Source organism: Mycobacterium sp. 1245805.9 (assembly GCF_001672915.1).
Taxonomy (GTDB): Bacteria; Actinomycetota; Actinomycetes; order Mycobacteriales; family Mycobacteriaceae; genus Mycobacterium.
On sequence record NZ_LZKR01000016.1, the window covers coordinates 1 to 19,997 of the forward strand.

General features: G+C 70.4%; 16 protein-coding genes and 1 pseudogene. 9 read left to right on the plus strand and 8 right to left on the minus strand.

From position 1 onward, the window contains the following. Positions 1-154: 154 nt before the first annotated feature. Together A9X00_RS02725 and A9X00_RS02730 are read left to right on the plus strand one after the other, a co-directional pair. The gene (locus A9X00_RS02725) at positions 155-607 is read left to right on the plus strand and encodes an SRPBCC family protein (RefSeq protein WP_067148871.1); all 453 of its coding nucleotides are present in this window, start codon (positions 155-157) and stop codon (positions 605-607) included. A 1-nt stretch (position 608) separates the two neighbouring features. After that, positions 609-1,415, plus strand: coding sequence for an SDR family oxidoreductase (locus A9X00_RS02730; protein WP_067148874.1), 807 nt, complete (start codon positions 609-611; stop codon positions 1,413-1,415). A gap of 3 nt (positions 1,416-1,418) precedes the next feature. Here the strand turns inward: A9X00_RS02730 and A9X00_RS02735 are convergent, their stop codons facing one another. From A9X00_RS02735 to A9X00_RS02745, 3 genes are all read right to left on the minus strand, one after another. After that, the gene (locus tag A9X00_RS02735) at positions 1,419-2,165 is read right to left on the minus strand and encodes a class I SAM-dependent methyltransferase (protein ID WP_067148877.1); all 747 of its coding nucleotides are present in this window, start codon (positions 2,163-2,165) and stop codon (positions 1,419-1,421) included. 113 nt (positions 2,166-2,278) lie between these two features. Continuing rightward, a complete protein-coding gene (locus A9X00_RS02740) occupies positions 2,279-3,664 on the minus strand; it encodes an adenylate/guanylate cyclase domain-containing protein (RefSeq protein WP_067148880.1) in 1,386 nt (461 codons plus the stop codon). A 407-nt stretch (positions 3,665-4,071) separates the two neighbouring features. Continuing rightward, positions 4,072-4,665, minus strand: coding sequence for a TetR/AcrR family transcriptional regulator (locus A9X00_RS02745; protein WP_067148883.1), 594 nt, complete (start codon positions 4,663-4,665; stop codon positions 4,072-4,074). Positions 4,666-4,763: 98 nt separating this feature from the next. Here A9X00_RS02745 and A9X00_RS02750 point away from each other — a divergent pair, with 98 nt between their 5' ends. Continuing rightward, positions 4,764-5,723: an oxygenase MpaB family protein gene (locus tag A9X00_RS02750; protein WP_067148886.1), complete on the plus strand. Its 960-nt coding sequence runs from the start codon at positions 4,764-4,766 to the stop codon at positions 5,721-5,723. Here the strand turns inward: A9X00_RS02750 and A9X00_RS02755 are convergent. Next, positions 5,720-6,706, minus strand: a complete 987-nt coding sequence (locus tag A9X00_RS02755) for an amidohydrolase family protein (RefSeq protein ID WP_067148889.1) — start codon at positions 6,704-6,706, stop codon at positions 5,720-5,722. The genes A9X00_RS02750 and A9X00_RS02755 overlap by 4 nt on opposite strands. A gap of 138 nt (positions 6,707-6,844) precedes the next feature. Between A9X00_RS02755 and A9X00_RS02760 the strand changes: the two genes are divergently transcribed. The 3 genes from A9X00_RS02760 to A9X00_RS02770 all read left to right on the plus strand — a co-directional run bounded on the left by A9X00_RS02760 (position 6,845) and on the right by A9X00_RS02770 (position 10,243). Then, on the plus strand, positions 6,845-7,630 hold the full coding sequence (locus A9X00_RS02760; RefSeq protein WP_067148892.1) for an SDR family oxidoreductase: 786 nt from the start codon (positions 6,845-6,847) through the stop codon (positions 7,628-7,630). Between the two features lie 115 nt (positions 7,631-7,745). After that, a complete protein-coding gene (locus A9X00_RS02765; protein ID WP_067148895.1) occupies positions 7,746-8,831 on the plus strand; it encodes an AMP-binding protein in 1,086 nt (361 codons plus the stop codon). 35 nt (positions 8,832-8,866) lie between these two features. After that, positions 8,867-10,243 carry an aldehyde dehydrogenase family protein gene (locus A9X00_RS02770; protein ID WP_067148911.1) on the plus strand — a complete coding sequence of 459 codons (1,377 nt, stop codon included), beginning with the start codon at positions 8,867-8,869 and terminating at the stop codon, positions 10,241-10,243. Positions 10,244-10,247: 4 nt separating this feature from the next. Here A9X00_RS02770 and A9X00_RS02775 read toward each other — a convergent pair whose 3' ends face one another. After that, positions 10,248-11,009 carry a cutinase family protein gene (locus A9X00_RS02775; RefSeq protein WP_067148898.1) on the minus strand — a complete coding sequence of 254 codons (762 nt, stop codon included), beginning with the start codon at positions 11,007-11,009 and terminating at the stop codon, positions 10,248-10,250. Between the two features lie 316 nt (positions 11,010-11,325). Here A9X00_RS02775 and A9X00_RS02780 point away from each other — a divergent pair, with 316 nt between their 5' ends. Together A9X00_RS02780 and A9X00_RS02785 are read left to right on the plus strand one after the other, a co-directional pair. Continuing rightward, complete coding sequence (locus tag A9X00_RS02780; protein ID WP_232006651.1) at positions 11,326-12,195, plus strand: SDR family NAD(P)-dependent oxidoreductase; 870 nt, start codon at positions 11,326-11,328, stop codon at positions 12,193-12,195. After that, positions 12,192-13,763 carry an AMP-binding protein gene (locus tag A9X00_RS02785; RefSeq protein WP_067148901.1) on the plus strand — a complete coding sequence of 524 codons (1,572 nt, stop codon included), beginning with the start codon at positions 12,192-12,194 and terminating at the stop codon, positions 13,761-13,763. Before A9X00_RS02780 ends, A9X00_RS02785 begins: the two co-directional genes overlap by 4 nt. Positions 13,764-13,770: 7 nt before the next feature. Here A9X00_RS02785 and A9X00_RS02790 read toward each other — a convergent pair whose 3' ends face one another. The 3 genes from A9X00_RS02790 to A9X00_RS02800 all read right to left on the minus strand — a co-directional run bounded on the left by A9X00_RS02790 (position 13,771) and on the right by A9X00_RS02800 (position 19,592). Continuing rightward, positions 13,771-18,600: a cation-translocating P-type ATPase gene (locus tag A9X00_RS02790; RefSeq protein ID WP_067148904.1), complete on the minus strand. Its 4,830-nt coding sequence runs from the start codon at positions 18,598-18,600 to the stop codon at positions 13,771-13,773. A 347-nt stretch (positions 18,601-18,947) separates the two neighbouring features. Next, positions 18,948-19,172 carry a hypothetical protein gene (locus A9X00_RS02795; RefSeq protein ID WP_067148908.1) on the minus strand — a complete coding sequence of 75 codons (225 nt, stop codon included), beginning with the start codon at positions 19,170-19,172 and terminating at the stop codon, positions 18,948-18,950. A gap of 42 nt (positions 19,173-19,214) precedes the next feature. After that, positions 19,215-19,592 carry a nuclear transport factor 2 family protein gene (locus tag A9X00_RS02800; protein ID WP_156771906.1) on the minus strand — a complete coding sequence of 126 codons (378 nt, stop codon included), beginning with the start codon at positions 19,590-19,592 and terminating at the stop codon, positions 19,215-19,217. A 47-nt stretch (positions 19,593-19,639) separates the two neighbouring features. On the opposite strand from A9X00_RS02800, the pseudogene A9X00_RS02805 reads away from it, so the two are divergent. Then, positions 19,640-19,997: pseudogene (locus A9X00_RS02805) on the plus strand (rhomboid family intramembrane serine protease); the annotation flags it as partial.

Genomic DNA, 19,997 nt, shown 5'->3' on the forward strand with positions numbered 1-19,997 from the left:
CCCGACGACGACACCCGGCACGTGAAGGCCGCGCTGTCCGGACCCGTCGAGGCGCTCCGGGTCGGCTAATCGCGGCAGGCCGCCGGGTCCCAGCCGCGGCCGCCGGCCGAAAGTCGCATCCGCGCCGCCCCGGCGGGCATGTTTGGATGGCGACATGGAACCGGAACGCATTGTTAGCGCGACCCGCGTGATCTCGGCGAGCGCCGAGCGGATCTTCGAACTGATCGCCGATCCCGCTCAGCAGCCGCGCTGGGACGGCAACGACAACCTGGCCTCGGCCGCCCCCGGGCAGCGGGTCCGCCGGGTCGGCGACGTGTTCAAGATGACGCTGACCAACGGCGCCGTGCGGGAGAACCACGTGGTGGAGTTCATCGAAGGCACGAAAATCGCCTGGCGCCCAGCGGAACCCAAGAAGCTGCCGCCCGGTCACCTGTGGCGCTGGGAACTGCAGCCGATCAACGCGACGCTCACCAGCGTGACGCACACCTACGACTGGACGGAGCTGACCGACCGCAACCGGCTCGAGAGGGCGAGGTCGACGACCTCGGACATGCTGCGCGAGTCGATCGATCGGCTCGCCACGCTCGCCCAGGCAAGCGACGATTGACATGGCCCTCCCGCCGCCGGGCGCCGACCGCGCCGCCATCGTCACCGGCGCGTCGTCGGGAATCGGCGAACAGTTCGCCGCGATACTCGCGGGGCGCGGCTACCAGGTGGTGCTGGTGGCCCGCAGCGCCGACCGCCTCGAGGCGCTGGCCGGGCGGTTGGGCGCGCCAGCGCACCCGCTGCCGGCCGACCTGTCCGAACGAACCGAACGGGCCGCCCTGCCGGACCGTATCGCGGCCCTGGGTCTGACTCCGGACATCCTGGTCAACAACGCCGGCCTGTCGACCCTCGGCGTCGTCGCGAAATCCGTTCCGCAGCAGGAGCTCAACCTCGTCGAGGTCGACGTGGCCGCGGTGGTGGACCTGTGCAGCCGGTTCCTGCCGGGAATGGTCGAGCGCCGTCGGGGCGCCGTGCTGAACGTGGCCTCGGTGGCCGGGTTCGGTCCGCTGCCGGGCCAGGCGGCGTACGGCGCGGCCAAGGCGTTCGTGTTGTCCTACACCCACAGCCTGCGCGGTGAGCTGCGCGGCACCGGGGTCGGAGCGACGGCACTGTGCCCGGGGCCGGTGGACACCGGATTCGGCGAGGCGGCCGGTTTCTCCAAGGAGGAGGCCGAATCGGCCCTGCCGCGGGTGATGTGGGTGCCCGCCGACAAGGTCGCCCAGGCCGGAATCGACGGACTCGCGGCGGGCAAGGCCGTCGTCGTCCCCGGCCGCGTCAACCGGGTGGCGTCGGCGTTCTTCCGGGTCGCGCCCCCCGAGCTGTTGCTGCCGGTGCTGAGGCGTGGCCATCCGGCTTTCAAACGGGACTGAAGCTCAGCCGTTCTTGCCGCGCACCCACTGGAACGTGCCGTAGTTCTTGACCCGCACGCTGACAAATCCGTTGTCTTCCAGGATGTCGCCGATTTCGTCGTCGTCGAACACGTGCGCCCCCACGTTCGGCAGCTTTTGCCAAAGCCTGGCGGCCTGTCCGACGGTGGGCACCATGATGGCCAGCCGCGCGCCCGGCCGCAGCACCCGGGCCATCTCGGTCAGTGCCGCCGCCGGATTCGGAACCAGCTGCAGCACCGCCGTCGAGATCACCGCGTCAACGGTGTTGTCGCGCAGCGGAAGTCGTTGCGCATCGGCCTTGATGAAGCCGACCTGCGGCCCGGCTTCGTTGCGGACGGCGCGAGCCAGCATCGCCTCCGAGATGTCGATGCCCAGGGCCAGCCCCTCGGGACCGGCCGCGCGTGCCAGCGACGCCGTGACGTTGCCCGGGCCCGAGCCGACGTCCAGCGCCACACCGCCCGGCGGGATGCTCAGCCAGTCGATGGGCAGTTGCCACGCGCTGATCAGCCGGCGCGACAGGGCCTGGGCGTTGTCGTACAGCATCGACCCGATGGGTGACGCCCACGCCGCCTGGATCGGGCCGGTGTTCTTCGGGACGGCGTCATCCTCGGACGATCCGTCGCCGAGCAGATCCAGGTACCCCCTGCTGACGTCCGGGTCCGCCGGCGGATCGGCGAGTAGATCCAGCGCTCGGCGCAGCGCGGGCGGCAGCGAGACGTGCACGTCGGTCACGCGTACTCCTTCGATCGATTGTCAAAGCCCTGCAGCGGGAATCGAATTCGGGGCCCGCTGGCGAGCCTACGCCGCGCCGAGGGGCGCCTCGACCGCTCGCGATGTCGGGTTGATTACCGCCGGACCGCGGCGCGCTCGCGCACCAGGGCGCACAGCTGCCACTGACCGGGCACGCCTTTGAGCTCGCTGGTGCCACGGTCGGCGAACCGGTGACGCGATCCGGTGACGATGTCGCGCACGGTCGAGGACACCAGCACCTCGCTGGCTTCAGCGTGCGCCGCCACCCGCGCACCGATGTGCACGGCCATGCCGGCGATATCGTTTTTCAAGGCCCCGCGCACCTCGACCTCGCCGGCGTGGATGCCCACCCGCACCTCGATGCCCAGCACGCGCACCGCGTCGACGATGTCGTCGGCGCAGGCGAGCGCGGCGCTGGGGCTGGAGAAGGTGGCGACGAACCCGTCCCCGGCGGTGTTCACTTCCCGCCCGCCGAACCGCTGCAGCTCGTGCCGAATGATGGTGTCGTGGTTGTCCAGCAGGTCACGCCAGCGGCCGTCGCCGAGCAGGGCGGCGCGTTCGGTCGAGCCGACGATGTCGGTGAACACGATGGTGGTCAGCAGGCGCTCGGCTTCGGAGCCGCCCCGCATGCCGGTGATGAACTCCTCGATCTCGTCGAGCATCGGCGCGGTGTTGCCGACCCAGTACAGGGTGTCGTCGCCCGGCAGTTCCACGAAACGCGATCCCGCGATGTTCTCGGCCAGGTACCGGCCGTGGTCGACCGGGGTGAACTCGGAGCCGGCGCGATGCAGGATCAGCGTCGGCGCGGTGATGCGCGGCAGGGTGTCGCGCACGTCGGCGTGGCGGATGGTCAGGATCATCGCGCGCGCCATGCTGGGCGAGGCGGCGCGGTTACCGGCGGCGTCCCACCAGGCGCGGAAGGCGTCGTCGCGGGCCACGCTGGGCGCGATCAGGCCGAGCATGTCGAAGCCCTGCTCGACGGCGTCCGGGTCGATCGCCACGGTCGTGTACGGGTCGAGGTCCTCGATCTTGGCGCCCATCGGGTAGTCGGGGGCGTACAGGGTGCGGGCCGCGCCGTTGATGATCACCAGGCTGCTTACCCGTTCCGGGTACTCGGCCGCCAGCGTTAGCGCGGTCATCGAGGTGAACCCCGGCGCCACGATCGTGGCCCGCTCGCACCCCACCGCGTTCATGACCGCCACGACGTCCTTCGCCCAGAACTGCGGCCCGATCACGTCGGTCGAGGGGACGCGGGACGACAGCCCGATCCCGCGCTGGTCGAGCCGGATCACCCGGGCGAACGACGCCAGCCGCCGGTGGAAGCGGTACATCGACGGCTCGGCGTCGACCGAGTCGATCGGAATCGAAGGCCCGGGCAGCAGTATCAGGTCGATCGGCCCATCGCCGAACACCTGGTAGGCGATGTCCGTCTCGCCGCAACTGGCATATCGGGTGCGTGGTGTGCCAGAAAACCCAGCCACGGGTATCAGGCTAATTCAGGGCCCAGACAAGTCGAAGCCGCGTCTGCGGCGGCCGCGACACGCTTCTGACGCATGTTGAGTAGCGGGGAACCAGTGTCGTAGCCTCCACTAATGAAAAACGTGATCGCGGGACTTGCGGCATCGGCAATGGTCGGTGGGCTCGTGAGCGTGGGCGTTGGGTTGGCGCCTTCGGCATCGGCGGGATGTCAGACCACCGCCCCGTTCGAGTCGTACTGCGACTTTCCGATCCAGCCCAACGGAACCTGGCAGCGCTGTCATGAGGCGCCTGGAGACACGATCGATGACGGCCGTGTCGTGACTCAAGGCCCGCCGCGTGAGGAGTGTTACAACGTGAACCCCAGTCTGCCCTGGCCTGCCCAAGACGTCGGGCCGCACTTCCACCTCGACTAGCGCCCGATGATCGGGACCAGGTAGCGGGCGGCATAGTCGCGCACGGCCGCCTGGTCCGAGGTGTCGAGTCGGTCGGTGGGAAAGACGATGATGCCGAGGGCGACGCGCAGCAGGATGTCGGCGACGTCGGCCAGGTCCGGGTCGGGGATGTCGGCCCCGCACCGCCGCAGCGTGTGCGCGATCCCGTCGGCGAATCGGCGAATCGGAAAGACGTCGGACCGGGAAAACATGCCGAGCAGCTCGGGCTCGCTGTCGACGATCCGCGAATAGAGGCGCGAATCTCCGACGAGCCGCACCCCGAGCGTGAACGCCTCGATCACGGCCTGTTGCGGGGTGCAGCCCGCGGTGGCCCGGTCGAGGGTGCCGAAGAAGTCTTCGCCCTCGCGGCGCACCACCTGCTCGAACAGGTCGTCCTTCGTCGGAAAGCGCCGGTAGATGGTGCTGCGGCTGACCCCCGCGCGGGCCGCGATGTCTTCCATATTGGCGCGGCGCACCCCGTAGGTCTCGAACACCGTTCGCGCGGTCTCCAGGATGGTGCGGTCGACGTCGGTGGCCTCGGCGAGATTGCCCCCACGGCTGTGGTTTCGCATCGATCACAACCCCCAGGGCAATCTCGGCGGAGCATGCTAGCGTGACACAAAGATACGTGTTTGTTTCAGTGCTTCACAACCCGTTGGGGGAGGTCGGGATGACAGCGCAAAGGGCGGACCAGGACTTCGACGCCGGCGTCCGCGAGGCGGTGCCGATGCCGGTCGACGACGACGTCGCCGACTCGGCTCCCCGGCTCGGGCCCGAGTCGTTGACGTGGAAGTTCTACGGGGATCACCGCACCCAGTTCTTCGGCTTTCAGCGCACGGCCGGCGTGGAGAACTGCATCGAGCAGCTCGCGCAGGGCGTGCTCGATCACTCGGTGATCTTCAGCGACACGTTGGGCCGGGCCAAGCGGACGGCGCCGCCCCTGATGAAGACCGTCTACTCCGCCGACCCGCACGAGTGGGGCCGCAAGGTCCGCGACTTCCACAAACCGATCAAGGGCACCATCAGCGACGGCTCGAGGTACCACGCGCTCAACCCGGAACTGTTCTACTGGGCGCACGCCACCTTCGTCGATCAGGTCATCTACACGGCCGACACGTTCATCCGCCGGTTGTCCCGCGCGGAAAAGGAACGGATCTTCGACGAGGGCAAGGTCTGGTATGGCCTCTACGGGGTCAGCGACCGCGGCCAGCCGCAGACGTACGACGAGTTCGTCGCCTACTGGGACGAGATGCTCGAGCGGTTCGTCCCGCACAAGACCGTCCTGTACGGCACCGGTTACATCCGCAAAGGGATACCGGGCCCGCGCTGGATCCCCAAGCCGGTCTGGAAGGTGCTGTCGGCGCCGCTCAACGCCTATACCCGCCTGGTGCTCGTCGGCACCCTGCCGCCGCAGATGCGCGAGGTATGCCAGCTGCAGTGGGATGCCAAGAAGGAGAAGCGATTTCAGCGGTTCGCCGCCACCGTGCGCGCGCTCAACCCGCTGATCAACCGGCTGCCCGTGTCCTTCATCTACCTGCCGTGGGCGGCCGCGGCGTGGCGCCGCGCGGGCGTCGACCCGCGCAAGCTGCACAATTTCCCTTCCGAATTCCCTTCCGAACGCGCGGCTTAGCCGATGCGCAGCAGCCGTTCGGCGTTGCCGTGGGCGATCTTCTCCCGGTCGGCCGCGGACAGCGTCGTCCGCTCGAATCCTTGGACCGCCTCCCGGGACGACTCGTAGGGATAGTCGACCGAGAACATCAGCGCGTCGGCGCCGACCTCCAGCACCGCTCCCAGCATCACCGCCGGGGAGAACACGCCGCTGTTGGTGAAGACGACGTTGGTGCCGAGGTACGCCGACGGCGGGCGCTGCAGCGGAGTCGTCGTCGCGTCCAAAGCCAGGGTCGCGTAGCGCGAGTCCAGCCGGCTGCGCTGAAACGGCAGGAACTCACCCATGTGCCCGAGGATCAGCGTCGCTCCCGGATGCCGGTCGAACACGCCGCCGAACACCAGCCGCAGCGCGTGCCCACTGACCTCGGCGGCCCAGCTCCAGGTCGCGCCGTACAGTTCCGGGCGCCCGTCGATCACGCGCCAGCGATCCGCCGGCGGTGCGCCCGGGTGCAAATACAGCGGTAGGCCAAGGGATTCCACTGCCGACCACAACTCGTCGTATTCGGGCGCGTCCAGATAACGCCCGCCGGGCCCGCTGATGCAATCGTTGACCAGGGCACCGCACAACCCGTCCTCGGTGACGGCGCCCTCCAGCTCCGCCGCCGCGGCGGCCGGGTCCTGCAGCGGCAAGGCGGCGAACCCGCGGAACCGATCGGGATGCTGGGCAATGATTTTCGCCAGGTAGTCGTTGGCGGACCGGGCGTTGGCGCGCGCCCGCTCGGCGTCGATGTCCACCTGCAGACCCGGGGAGGTCAGGGACAAGACCTGCACGTCGATGCCGGCGTCGTCCATCTCCGCCAGCCGGTATTCGGTGAAGTCGGGCAGCCGGCGTTCGTACCGCTCGGCGATTTCGGGTTGTAGCAGCTGCATCAGCCGTTGATGGGCCGGCTGCAGGTCGGCCAGCTCGGGAACGAAAAACGCTTCCTCCAACGCGATGTAGCGCATCGGGTCTCCCTTGTCCGTGGTGAGCGCGTGACGTGCAGTATTGCGCGGTCTGTGCGTCAATCCGCCCTGGGGGCTACCCATCGGTGCTCGAAACCACGAAAGTGAGGGGGTAGGCGAAACCGAAGGAGGGGAGCGGCCATGCAGATGACGGGCAACACGGTGCTGGTAACCGGAGGCGGCAGCGGAATCGGTCGCGGCCTGGCCGAGGCGTTTCACCGCCTCGGCAACTCGGTTGTCATCGCCGGCCGGCGGCGTGAGCTGCTGGCTGACGTCGCGAAGGCCAACCCGGGCATTCGGACGCTGTCGCTGGATCAGGGCGATCCCGCCGACATCCGCCGGTTCGCCACCGAGCTGACCGATCACTATCGGGACGTCAACGTTCTCGTCAACAACGCCGGCGTCCAGCGCTTCGAGAACCTCACCACCACCGGCCCCAGCGTGGCCGAGCTGACGGTCGCCATCAACCTGCTGGGCCCGATCCGGCTGACGGCGGCGTTGCTGCCGTCGCTGCTGAAGAAGCCGCGGGCCGCGATCCTCAACGTCACGTCGGGCCTGGCCTTCATCCCCAGCGCCGTCACGCCGACGTACTGCGCCACCAAAGCGGCGCTGCATTCCTACACCGAGTCGCTGCGCTTCCAGCTGCGCGGAACCGCGGTCCAGGTGATCGAAATAATCCCGCCGCACGTGCAGACGGAGCTGCAGCGCGGGCGCGGATTCGACACCAGCGACCCCAGGGCCATGCCGTTGGACGAGTACATCGCCGAGACGATGAGCCTGCTGCAGACGCAACCGGAGGCCGACGAGATCATCGTGGAGCGGGTCAGGCCGTTCCGGTGCGCCGAACGCGACGGCGTCTATCAGGACCGCTTCGCCGCCTTGAACGAGGCGATGGTGGCGGCCGTCGCCCAATCGCGCAACAGCTGAAAACCGGCCGGCCACAAAGAGTTCGCCGCGGCATGGGGCAACGTTCAACGCCCGTATGCCCGACGCGCGCCGGCGCGGTTGTCGGGCCGGTCGGCGATACGACAGGATCGACGGCATGGGCGACTTTTCGCTGTTGGACGTTCCCCGAGCGGTTCCGGTCGCGGATCCCGACGCGTACCTGCGCGCCGCCATGGCGTGGCACTTCGGCGCGGACACCGGCTCCCGCTTCTGGTTGCGAACCGCCCAGACCCTGAACTTCGACCCGTTGACCGACGTCAAGAGCTTTGCGGACCTGCGCTTGTTCCCCAACCTCGTCAACGAGTTGCGCGCCGCGCCGGTCGAGGACCTCATTCCGCGCGGTTACGGGTCGCCCCCGCCGCTGCCCCAGATCTTCGAATCCGGCGGCACCACCGGCGCCCCGAAACGCACTGTGCAGATGCCGGATTGGGTCGCGCAGGTCGTCGAATGGCAAACCGAGGACTTCGCCGGCGGCGGCTTTGTCCGGGGCGAGGGGTTCCTCTGCCTGATGCCGAGCGGGCCGCACGGGGTGGGATACTTCTCCCGCTTGGTCTCCGAACGGCTCGGCGCGGTCTTTCATGCGATCGACATCGACCCCCGCTGGGTGAAGAAGCTGGCGGCCCGCAACGCGGCCGCCGAAGTGGCCGCCTACATCGACCACATCGTCGAGCAGGCGGTGTTCGTCCTGCAGACCCAGCACGTCGCCAATCTGCACACCACGCCGCCGCTACTCGAGGCCATCGCCCGAAACGACCACGTGGTCGACCTGGTCAACGACAAGGTCCGCTATCTGTTGCTCAGCGGCGCCCACGTGGACGCCGACACGCTCGACCTGTTGCGCGACATCTTCCCGGACACCACCATCACCATGGCCTTCGGCAGCACCATGGTGCTTTCGCAAGCGGTCACCCGCACCGACGGAGACTCGTTCGTCTTCGACCCGCGCACACCGTATGTCGTGTTCTGGGTCGTCGACCCCGACACGACAGAGCGGGTGCCGTACGGGCAACGAGGCCAAGTGGTGATGAACCACATCAGCAAGGGCATGTTCATCCCCAACAACCTGGAGCGGGACCTGGCCATCCGGATGCCGGGACCGGCGGGCGAACTCAGCGATTCGGTCAGCGAGGTGGGGCCCGTCACCACGTTCGAGGGCGAGGCCGTCATCGAAGGCGTCTACTGAGCGTGGGAAGCCAACAGAACTATCTCACAACCGATTTGGTGCGCATCGACGCGCTTGGTCCCGGCGGCGAGTATCGCACCCGCAACCGCGAGGTCATCATGAGCACCGCCGGCGCCGCGGTCGCCGAGCTGAGCATCGTTCCGCCGCTGTATGTTTCGCGCACCGTCGCCTCCCAGCGGAAGACCGCGCCGCTGCCCGTCGCGCAGCGCGAAGCGGCGCTGGGCGACGCGGCCGACCTGTTCGCCACCGCCGTCATCGGCGGGCTGGACTTCGAGGAGTACGTGCGGCTGGTCAGCCGCATTTCCGGCCTGCCGATCGTCGTCGCCCGGGCCGGCGCGCGCGGCGTGGCCGACGCGGTCGCCTCGGCATTCGATGCGGTGCGCGCGGCTCGACCCGCCGGCGCCGCGCTCGACTGGCGCGACGAGCGCGTCCGCCGCGGCGGCGCGGTGTGGGCGCGCCGCGGGGAGGTGTTCGCCGTCCACGCGGCCGGGAACGGCCCGGGGGTGCACGCCCTGTGGCCCCAGGCGCTCGCGCTCGGATACCGGGTGGCGGTGCGGCCGTCGCGCCGCGAGCCGCTGACCGCCCACCGGCTGGTAAATGCCCTGCGCCAGGCGGGATTTCGCCCCGAAGACATGGCCTACCTGCCCACCGACCACGGCGGCGCCGACGAGATCATCCGCTGCGCCGACCTGGCCATGGTCTACGGCGGCCAGGACGTCGTGGACAAGTACGCCGACGATCCCGCCGTGCTGGTGAACGGCCCCGGCCGCACGAAGATCCTCATCACCGCCGACCGGGACTGGCGCGACCACCTCGACCTCATCGTCGACTCGATCGCCAACCTGGGCGGGATGGCGTGCGTCAACGCCACCGCGGTCCTCTGCGAGGGCGACCCCGCCCCGCTGGCTCATGCGATCGCCGAGCGGTTGGCCGACATCGAGCCGCTGCCCAGCGAGGACGAGCGCGCGATCCTGCCCACCCAGCCCCTCGAAAAGGCGCAGGAGCTTGCGGCCTATCTGGCCACCAAGGCCGCCGGAACCACCCCGCTGCTGGGCGCCGAACGGGTCGTCGCCCCGATCGGCGGCGGCTACGCGGCCCTGCGTCCGGCGGTGCACCTGCTGGCGGAACCCGGCACCGGCCAGCCCACCGACAAGCTCAACACCGAGTTGCCGTTTCCGTGCGTGTGGGTGGCGCCGTGGTCGCGCGCCGCGGGCGTCGAGCCGCTGCGGCATTCACTTGTGGTCACCGCCATCACCGGCGACGAGCGGATCGTCGACGACCTGCTTGCCGAACCGTCGGTGGCCAACGTCTACGCCGGCCACCGCCCGACCTTTTACTCGGCCCCCGAAATCCCGCACGACGGGTTCCTGGCCGACTTCCTGATGCGCAACAAGGGCTTTGTCAGCGACTAGGCCCTCAGTTGCCGAAGCCACCACCGGTGGGCGACGCGACGACCGTCGTCGGCCCCGCGGGACCGCCCGGGGCGGCGGGACCCTCGCCGAGATGGCTCAGCGCGAAGGCGACGCCCTTGTCGATCATCGCCCCGTCGTCGGCATAGGCGTCGTGCGCGGCGAAGTTCATGCCGTCCGAGCACACCGGGTCCTCGGGGGCGCACACCTTGATGGTCTTGCCCTGATACATGGGACCGATCGAGACCTGCGGCTGGTTGAGGAAATTCATCGCCCGGACGTTCGGCATTCCGAAGAGCACCACCGAGGAGACATGGTTGGCCACGTCGGGACCCAGCGGTTTCGGCACGGTCGCGGGGTCCACCCCGTCCGGCACCGAGGACGAGGTGACGAAGCCCATCACGGCCGCGCCCTGGGAAAAGCCGCCGAGGACCATCTTGGTGTTGGGGCAGTCGTGCGCCATGGACACCACGTGCGCGCCGGCGTCCCTGATGCCATCGAGACCCGTCGCCCAGTCATGGCTGGCGGGATAGTTGACCGGATAGACGTCGAAGGACCTCGCGCCGACGCGCGAGTGGAGGGTGTCGGCGAACGCCTGCCCGGTGGCGCCGAGGCCGGGCGGCTCGTCGGTACCGCGGGCGAACACCACCTGTACATCGGGACATTGGGCGGAGGCGACGGGGAGGGCGCCGGAGAGGACCGAGGCGCTGACGCCGGCCGCCGCGACGACTGCTGGACCAAGGAAACGAGGGAGGTGACGTGCGATCATGCCGCAATTGTGCCCAACTGAACGCCGATCTAAACAGTGATCTTCCGGCGAATTATTTCAGATCCGTAAAACGTCCGGCGGACGCGCGACGGCGCGCCGCCGAGCGATCCGCGACCGGCTACCGATTGCCGGGCCGGGGCGCGCGCCCGTACCCCGGTGTGGTCTGCTTGCTGTAGTCCGAGTCGAGGCACACGGTCGAGCCAGCGCCGCCCCTCGCGCGCAATTCGGAGTGAATGCGGCAGTGAACGTGAACGTGATAGCTCAGCCCTTGGTAAAGCCCCTTGTAACGCCCTTTGTAAAGGCCTTTGAAGCCACCGTGGCCAGAGCCACCGATCGATTGGCAAATCCGGCGCGGGTCTCCGATCCCGACCGGCTGCGCGCCGCCGTTTCCGGCAAGACAGTACTGGTGACCGGTGCGTCATATGGAATCGGCGAAGCGACGGCCCGCAAGATGGCCGCGGCGGGAGCGACGGTCCTGATCGTCGCGCGGTCCGCGGAAAGGCTCGACGACATCGCGGCGGCCATCAACGCCGGCGGCGGCCGCGCGGTCGCCTACCCGACCGACCTCACCGACGAGTCCGCGGTCGGTGAGCTGACCAAGCGGGTCACCGAGGAGCACGGCGCGGTGGACATCGTGGTGAGCAACGCGGGCAAGTCGTTGCGCCGCTCGCTGCATGACCAGTACGACCGCCCGCACGACTTCCAGCGCACCATCGGCGTCAACTACCTCGGACCGATCTGGCTGCTGCTGGGCCTGCTGCCGGCCATGCGCGAGCGCGGCGGGGGGCACATCGTGAACGTGTCGAGCGTCGGGGTGCGTGTCGCACCCGGCCCGCAGTGGGGCGCCTACCAGGCCTCCAAGGGCGCCTTCGACCGCTGGCTGCGCAGTGTCGCACCGGAATTGCACGCCGACGGCGTGGACGTCACGGCCGTCTACTTCGCGCTGGTCCGTACCCGGATGATCGCGCCCACACCGATCCTGGGCCGGCTCCCCGGCCTGACCCCGGACGAGGCCGCCGACGCGATCGCCAAGGCGGTGATCGAGCGGCCCCGCACCAACGAGCCGCCCTGGGTGTGGCCGGCCGAGCTGGCCTCGGTGCTGCTGGCCGGGCCCGCCGATCGCGCGGCCCGGCTGTGGCACCGGCGCTTCTTCGCCAACGCCGAACCCCAAGGGGCCCGACGATGACGGACGGCGTGCTCGCCACCGCGCTTCGCGCGCTGCTGCGCTCCCGACTGCTCGGTCCGCCCTCCCCGGCCGCGACGGTGCGGCTGATTCGCGAGGCCCGCCGCGGCGGCACCAATCCCTACACGCTGCTGGCGGTCACGGCCGCCCGGTGGCCCGACCGCTCCGCGATCATCGACGACGACGGCGCCCTCACCTACCGCGAGCTGCGCGCGGAAACGGAAGCCCTGGCCCAGGAGCTGTCCGGCGCCGGGGGCGGTCCCGGACAGGCCGTCGGGCTGATGTGCCGCAATGGGCAGGGATTCGTCAAGGGCTTCTTCGCCGCCGCGCTGATCGGCGCCGACGTCGTGCTCGTCAACACGGATTTCCGCACCGACGCGCTGGCCGCCGCGGTGAGCGGGCATCAAATCACGACGATGGTCGCCGACGACGAGTTCGCGGAGCGGGTGCGCGCCGCCGATCAATCGGTCGCCCTGGTCGACCCGGCGGCCGTCGGGGCGCGCGACGAAGGCCGGCATGGTTCCAGACCCGGCGTGGCCGCGCCCGGCCGGATCGTCCTGCTGACGTCGGGGACGACCGGCAAGCCCAAGGGTGTGCCGCGCACACCGCAGCTGCGTTCGGCGGTGGGGGTCTGGGTGACGATCCTCGATCGCACCGGGCTGCGGACCGGGTCGCGGATCTCGGTGGCGATGCCGATGTTTCACGGGTTGGGGCTCGGCATGCTGATGCTGACCGTGGCCCTCGGCGGGACGGTCCTGACGAATCGCCACTTCGACGCCGAGGCCGCGCTCGCGCAGGCGTCGCTGCATCGCGCCGACGCCTTCACCGCGGTGCCGGTGGTGCTGGCGCGCATCCTGGATCTGCCGGAGCGGGTGCGGGCGCGAAACCCGTTGACCTACCTGCGGGTGGTGCTGTCCAGCGGGGACCGGCTCGATCCCAACCTCGGGCAGCGGTTCATGGACGCCTACGGCGACATCCTCTATAACGGCTACGGCTCAACCGAAGTCGGCATCGGCGCGCTGGCCACGCCGGCCGACCTGCGGGAGGCCCCCGAGACGGTCGGCAAACCCGTCGCCGGCTGCCCGGTGCGCATCTTCGACAAGAACGACAGGCCCGTCGGGCCGCGCGTCACTGGCCGGATCTTCGTCGGCGGCGAGCTGGCGAGCGAGGGCTACACGGACGGCGGGGCCAAGGCAGTCGTCGGCACCATGACGAGCACCGGCGACATGGGCTATCTCGACAACTCGGGCCGGCTCTACATCGTCGGCCGCGAGGACGACATGATCATCTCCGGCGGCGAAAACGTCTACCCGCGTGCGGTCGAGAACGCGCTGGCCGAGCACCCCGACATCGCCGACAACGCGGTCATCGGCGTTCCCGACGAACAGTTCGGTCATCGGCTGGCCGCCTTCGTGGTCCCGCACTCCGGGCGCAGCCTCGACCCGCAGGGGCTGCGGGATTACTTGAAGGGCAGGGTTTCCCGCTTCGAGCAGCCGCGCGACATCAATATCGTCGAGAGCATCCCGCGCAATCCCGCGGGCAAGGTGGTGCGCAAGGAGTTGGCGACCTAGACGCCGGCTATTGCTTGTCCTTGAGCTCCAGCGCGGCGACCCTGTTGGCCAGCCAGTTGGGCGCCAGCACCGACACGGCGGTGGCGCCCGCCGTCGAACCGATCACGCCGGACCAGGCGACCGGCCCCAGGGGCGTGCAGCCGAAGAACTGGCTGACGCCGGGGGTCTGCACGATGGCGACCAGCACCCCCGCGCTGCCCAGGGCGGTGGCCAGGACCAGCGGGCTGTGCCGGCGGGTGAGCAGCGTCTGCGCGAGCTGCGTGCTCACCAGCGCGGTGAGACCCATTGTGGACGTGCGGCGTTCGGTGCCCGGTGTCCACCGCCCGATCGCCCAGGCGGCCGTCGCGCCGGCGGCGGTGACGGCACCGCGGGTGACGATCTGGCGCATGAGCGGCGCGTCGAGCGACGGCGGGGGTTCGGACAACGCCGCCAGCTGGAAGGCCCGCTGCATCTCCTCGGCGTCGCGGTCGGGTTCGTCTTCATCCTCTTCGGGTTGCGGGTACTGCGGCGTGACCGCCACGGCGAGCGCGGGAAACATGTCGGTGAGCAGGTTCACCAGCAGCAGCTGACGCGTACCCACCGGCGCCCGGCCGGTGCCCAGCGCCGTCCCGATGATGGTGAAGAGCACCTCGCCCACGTTGCCGCCGACCAGGATGCTGACCGCGTCGCGCACGCCGCCCCACATGCCGCGGCCCTCGACCAGCGCGTCGAGCAGGACGCCGAGGTCGTTGTCGGTCAGGACGATGTCGGCGGCCCCGCGGGCGGCCGACGACCCGCGGCCGCTGACACCGACGCCGACGTCGGCCATGCGGATCGCGGCCGCGTCGTTGGCGCCGTCGCCGACCATCGCTACCGCCTGTCCGCTGCGCTGCAGCGCGGCCACGATCTGCACCTTCTGCTCGGGGCTGACGCGGGCGAACACCTGCACGTCGGCGGCGAGCCTGGCCCGGGCGTCCTCGTCGAGGGCGGCCAGTTCGGCCCCGGTGGCCTCGCGCGCATCCAACGGCAGCCCGAGCTGACGCGCGATCGCCCGGGCGGTGATCGGGTGGTCGCCGGTGATCAGCACGACCCGGCGCCCGGCCTGCACCAGCGCCTCGATCAGGGGCCGCGCCGACGGGCGCGCCGTGTCCGCCAAACCGACGAAGCCGACCAACTCGAGGTCGCGCGCGGCTGCGTCGACGTTGTCGGCGTCGGTGTCCTCCTCGGTGGTGCCGCGGTCCCAGTGGCGCCGGGCCACCGCCAGCACGCGCAGGCCCTGCCCGGCGAGCCCCAACACCAACGACTCGGCATGGTCCTGGTCGCCGTCCCCGTCGGCGAACCGGCACCGCGGCAGGATCTCCTCGGGGGCGCCCTTGACCATCAGCATCGGCTCCGCGGTCGCGGCGGCCGCGGTGACGATCGAGGCCGAGTAGCCGCGGCTGGACTCGAACGGCACCTCGGCGAGCACGGTCCAGTCCGAATCGCTTTGGCCGTCAAGGGAATTGGCGGCAGTCAGGATCGCCTCGTCGGTGGCGTGCGCATGGCCCTGCCCGTTGTGCGGCTGGGTGCACGCGCGCGCGGCGATGCGCAGCACCTCGGCGGCGCGCGGCTCGGTGGGCTCCGGGAACGGGCCGTCCGCGCTCGTGTCCTGCGGCACCACGCGGACGAGGCGCAGGCGGTTCTCGGTGAGGGTGCCGGTCTTGTCGAAGCACACCGTCTGGACGCGGCCCAACGCCTCGACGGCGCGGGGGGTGCGGACCAGCACGCCGCGCCGCGACAACCGCTGGGCCGCGGCGAGCTGGGACAGGGTGGCCACCAGCGGGAGGCCTTCCGGGACGGCGGCCACCGCGATCGCGACGCCGTCGGCGACCGCCTGGCGCAGCGAACCCTGGTGTGCCAGGGCCAAGCCGGTCACCGCCGCGCCGCCGGCCAGCGTCAGCGGAAGCACCTTGCTGGTCAACTCCCGCAGCCGCGCCTGCACCCCGGCGGCCGACTCGACATCGGCGATCGCCGACATCGCCCGCTGCGCGGCGGTGCCGGCGCCGGTGGCCACGACGATCGCCCGGGCGCGGCCGGCGACGATGGTGCTGCCCTCGAAAAGCATGCTGGCCCGGTCGGAGTCCGCGACGGCGACGGGATCGACCTGCTTGTCCACCGGCAGCGACTCACCGGTGAGGAAGGACTCGTCGACCTCCAGGTCCTCGGCCACCAACAGGCGCGCGTCCGCGGGCACCACCTCCGGCGCGGCCAGGTCGATGATGTCGCCCGGGCGCAGCGCCTTGGCGCTCACCGTCACCGTCCGTTCGGTGGAACGGGCCGCCTCGAGCCGGCGGCGCGCCGTCGCCACGGTGGGGAGGACGACGCGCCGCGCGTGCCGGTCCTGCTCGGCGAACAGCTCGGCGACCGCCGCCTCGGCCCGCAGCCGTTGCACCCCGCCCGCGATCGCGTTGGCCGTCATCACCCCCGCGACCAACAGGGCGTCGATGTTGCTGCCGACGATCGCCGAGGCCGCCGCGCCCACCGCCAGGATCGGTGTGAGCGGATCGGCGAGCTCGGCCCGCGTCGCGGACAGCAGCCGCCCCACCCGGGTGGCCGGGCCGCGCAGCGGCGCGACCAGCGGGTTGTAGGAAAGGTCGTCGAGGACCTGCCGCCAGGGCGCCTGCCCGGGCTCGACGGCCAGGGGCCGGGTGCGGCTGGCCAGCCGCGAGTAGACGATTTCGGGATCCAGGGCGTGCCACGCGGTCAGCGGCTGCGGCGTGGGGTCCGGCAACCGCAGCGCCCGGGTGGCCGAGAAAACGCCCGATACCAGCGCCGCCGCGGCGGCGGCGTTTACGGGATTGAGCCAGCGCTGCACGGCCAACGGATTGGCGGTCCCGGGTTCGCCGGTGACCAGCAGCAGCCCGGCCAGCGTGCTGCCGCCCTTGGCCAGGCGCACCGACGATTCGGTGGCCTCCCGGGCCACCGGCAGCGTCGAGAGGATCCGCACCGCCGCGGCGAGGTCGGTGCCGGTGATGATGTCGGCGGTCCACGGCGTCGCGGCCTGCGGATCGTCCAACGCGACGCCGACGTCGGCGACGGCGAGGGCCGCCAAGGTATCGGTGGAGGCGAAGTCCCGGTGTACGGCGGTGATCAGCAGGACCGGTCCGCGGTCCGTTCGCAGATCGCGGACCAACTGCAGCAGCGGCGTGCCGGCCGGATGGCTGAGGGCGACGCTGGCGGTCAGGTCCTCGGTGCCGGCGACGTGGCGCAACACCACCCGGGCCCCGGTCCGGTGGGCCATCTGCAACAGCGGGATCGCGAACGGGTCGACCTCCCAGCCCACGTCGACGCCGCCGACGCGTTCCCCGTCGACGATGAGGTCGGCGTGTTCGAGGCCCTGGGCGGGCGTCGCCGACGGCTCCTGGGCCCGAAGCCATCGCAGGCGGGCTCCGGTGGCGGGCAGTTCGTCGGGGTCGGGGTCGGGCGCCTCTTCACCGTGCAGCAGCGCGTCGGCGACCTCGTAGACGCGGTCCTCATCCCAACCGGGGATGTCCCCGCGCGCCTGAAGCACCGCGCGGTTGTCGCCGCGCAGCGCCGCCCCGTCGATCACGACCACCTTGACCCGGTCCAGCCGGCGCAGCGCGCCGGGGTCCAGGATCAGTTGTCCGGCGTTGGCCAGCCCGCGCCCCAGCACGGCGGCGAAGGTCTGGCGGCCCACGTGCGCGGCCCGCGGCACGCCGGCCAGCAGCGCCCCGGCCGCGTCCTCGGTGCCACCGCCGGCCAGCAGCGCGCCGGCAGCGGCGATCAGCGAGGCGTTCGCGGCCTGGTCGACATACTCCTCGACAGGGCCGGCCATGGAACCCTTCGCGGTGTCGATGGCGGCGTCGATCGCCCCACCGACCATGACGTGGGATACCTCGCCGGCGGCCGCGGCGGCCCAGTTGTGCCGCGGCGCCTGGGAGCTGGGTCCGGCCGACGAGATGACGGGCACCACCGGTGCCTGGGGCCGATCCGGCGAGGCGAGCTGCGGCTCCCGCTCCCGCCAGCGTTGACGGTGAGCCGACGCTTCCGAGATCTGCAGGCCACGTTGGGCCAGGTCCAACATCGGCGTGCCCACCGCCTGGGTCAGCCCGTTGGCCAAGGCCGTCGAGGCGCTGAGCGCGATGTCGGTGCCGACGCGACCCAGCCGCGATTCCAGGACGGCCACCACCCGCGGCTGGTGGTTGAGCAGGGCGGCCGCGGCGCGCGCGCTGCGCGGCGCGACGGGCAGGCGGCCCAGCCAGCCGGTCACCGCGGCGCCGATGGCCGCGACGGCCATCGCCGCCGCGGTGAACGGGACCAGGATCGCCAGCGGGTTGCCCGGGTCGGCGAACGGCGCGGTGCGGCTTATCGCGGTGGGTCCGGTGAAAGCCAGATCGGCGGCCACGCTGCACACCGTTTCCCGGATTTCGTCGAGGACCTGGTCGGGGGCGGCGGCGCTGTCGAGTTCGACAACGAGGCGGCCGAGCGCGCCCTCGACGTGGGCACTGGCGACGCCCGGGATCCTGCGAACCGGTTCCTCCACCACCGCCGCGTGCTCGTGCCAGCTTGGGAACGGCAGCAGGGGATCCAGGTCCAGATGCACGCGGCGCCCGCTGTGCCAGCGCACCGGCGGGGTGACGCCGTTGGGGGAGCCGTTGGACGAGGCGCCGATGCCGATCGCCCGGCTCGTCGTGTGCGCCATCGACGAAACCACCGGACTGGCCAACTCCATCACCGGGCTGGCGAACGTCTGCATCGCCCCCGCGGCGCCGGCCGCAGTGGAGACGCCGGCTCGTACCACCTGCACGGCCCCGCCGGTCACGCCAGCGACGACGCTGGCTACACCCGGAATCCTCATTCCGTCACCCTTCAAACCCGTCTATCCGCGCCTAATGATCCTGGCGTGTCAGTGGCCTGTCCACATGTGGCCCGGATGGACGGCCGCGCGATTACACCAGCGAGTGGGGCGCGTCGAACTCGCTCGGTTGCCAGGGTCGCAATTGCTTCCTGGCAAAAGATTACCGGGTTGGCGGCGGGCCAAACCTGGCCAACACGCGCCGGCGGGAAAACCGCGGGAATCATGGTGATCGCGGTGCCGTGTCGCTGAACCCCGTTGGTAGAGAAGGCATTTCGCGCGGGGCAGAAAACACAAATGCGCGGTAGCCGTCGGACGGCTACTCGCGCAAATTCCGGCTTGGGAAAGGTCTACAAGATCCGGTGGTTCGCCCTGCCGACCTGGTACCCGGCCGGGAAGGACTTCTCGATGACCTGCAACTGATGGTTCACCCGGGACTCCAGCTCGAGAACCACGCAACTATCGCCGAGAGATTTCGACTCGAGAACGATGTACCGCTGACCACAATCGGTGATCGGGTCGCCCGAGTGCAATTTCTCGACGGGCACCGACTCCGGGGTTGCTTCTTCCTCCATCCCCACACGGTAGGTCAATTCCGCGAGGGAGGGAATAGAGCTCTAGGTGGTGTCGCGTGGGCGTTGCTTGAAGAACACGCTGACGCGAGAGATCAGCCCGTCGTCGCCCCGCTCGAACAGAATGCATTCGGGCCATGTCGCGCTGACCCCGTCGATCTCGAACGCCTCGGTCAGCTCGACGTAGGCGAGCCGATCGTTCACGTGCGAGACCCGCTGCACCTCCAGCCGGTGGCCCTGGAGGGTGGTACACACCTTGCGCAGGTAGGCGACGTAGTGCTGCTTGCCCTCGACGACATCGCAGAATGGGCCCTCCCGGGTCAGCCCGTCGTCGGCGATGGTGGTGGCGAGGCCGTCCCAGTCGTGGGCGGCGAGGCATTCCAGGTAGCGCTCGACGGTGCCCGACCCCGACTCCACGGAAATCACAGTAAGACAACTCAACGGACGAGGGAACGGGCAAGATTGGTGCCGTGACCGGCCCCAGCGAACCGCAGTGGCAGTCGGCGGGCGTCTGCTACCGGCACCCTGGCCGTCCGACCTATCTGCGCTGCAACCGCTGCGAGCGGTACATCTGCCCGGACTGCATGCGGGCGGCCGCGGTCGGTCACCAATGCGTGGAATGCGTGCAGGCGGGTGCCCGAAGCATTCGTCAGCCCCGCACCCAATTCGGCGGGCGGGAACGGACCGGCACGCCGGTGCTCACCTACGCGCTGATCGCGATCAACGTGGTGGTGTTCGCGCTGCAGATGTCGGTGCGGGGCTTGCAAAGTCAGCTCGTCCTGTGGCCGCCCGCCGTCGCCGACGGCCAGCTGTACCGCCTGGTGACCT

Coding starts and splice junctions, on each gene's coding strand:
- A9X00_RS02760 (WP_067148892.1), top strand. CDS start 6,845: ATGCAGATGACGGGCAACACGGTGCTGGTAACCGGAGGCGGCAGCGGA.
- A9X00_RS02785 (WP_067148901.1), top strand. CDS start 12,192: ATGACGGACGGCGTGCTCGCCACCGCGCTTCGCGCGCTGCTGCGCTCC.
- A9X00_RS02725 (WP_067148871.1), top strand. CDS start 155: ATGGAACCGGAACGCATTGTTAGCGCGACCCGCGTGATCTCGGCGAGC.
- A9X00_RS02750 (WP_067148886.1), top strand. CDS start 4,764: ATGACAGCGCAAAGGGCGGACCAGGACTTCGACGCCGGCGTCCGCGAG.
- A9X00_RS02795 (WP_067148908.1), bottom strand. CDS start 19,172: ATGGAGGAAGAAGCAACCCCGGAGTCGGTGCCCGTCGAGAAATTGCAC.
- A9X00_RS02730 (WP_067148874.1), top strand. CDS start 609: ATGGCCCTCCCGCCGCCGGGCGCCGACCGCGCCGCCATCGTCACCGGC.
- A9X00_RS02790 (WP_067148904.1), bottom strand. CDS start 18,600: ATGAGGATTCCGGGTGTAGCCAGCGTCGTCGCTGGCGTGACCGGCGGG.
- A9X00_RS02765 (WP_067148895.1), top strand. CDS start 7,746: ATGGGCGACTTTTCGCTGTTGGACGTTCCCCGAGCGGTTCCGGTCGCG.
- A9X00_RS02775 (WP_067148898.1), bottom strand. CDS start 11,009: ATGATCGCACGTCACCTCCCTCGTTTCCTTGGTCCAGCAGTCGTCGCG.
- A9X00_RS02745 (WP_067148883.1), bottom strand. CDS start 4,665: ATGCGAAACCACAGCCGTGGGGGCAATCTCGCCGAGGCCACCGACGTC.
- A9X00_RS02755 (WP_067148889.1), bottom strand. CDS start 6,706: ATGCGCTACATCGCGTTGGAGGAAGCGTTTTTCGTTCCCGAGCTGGCC.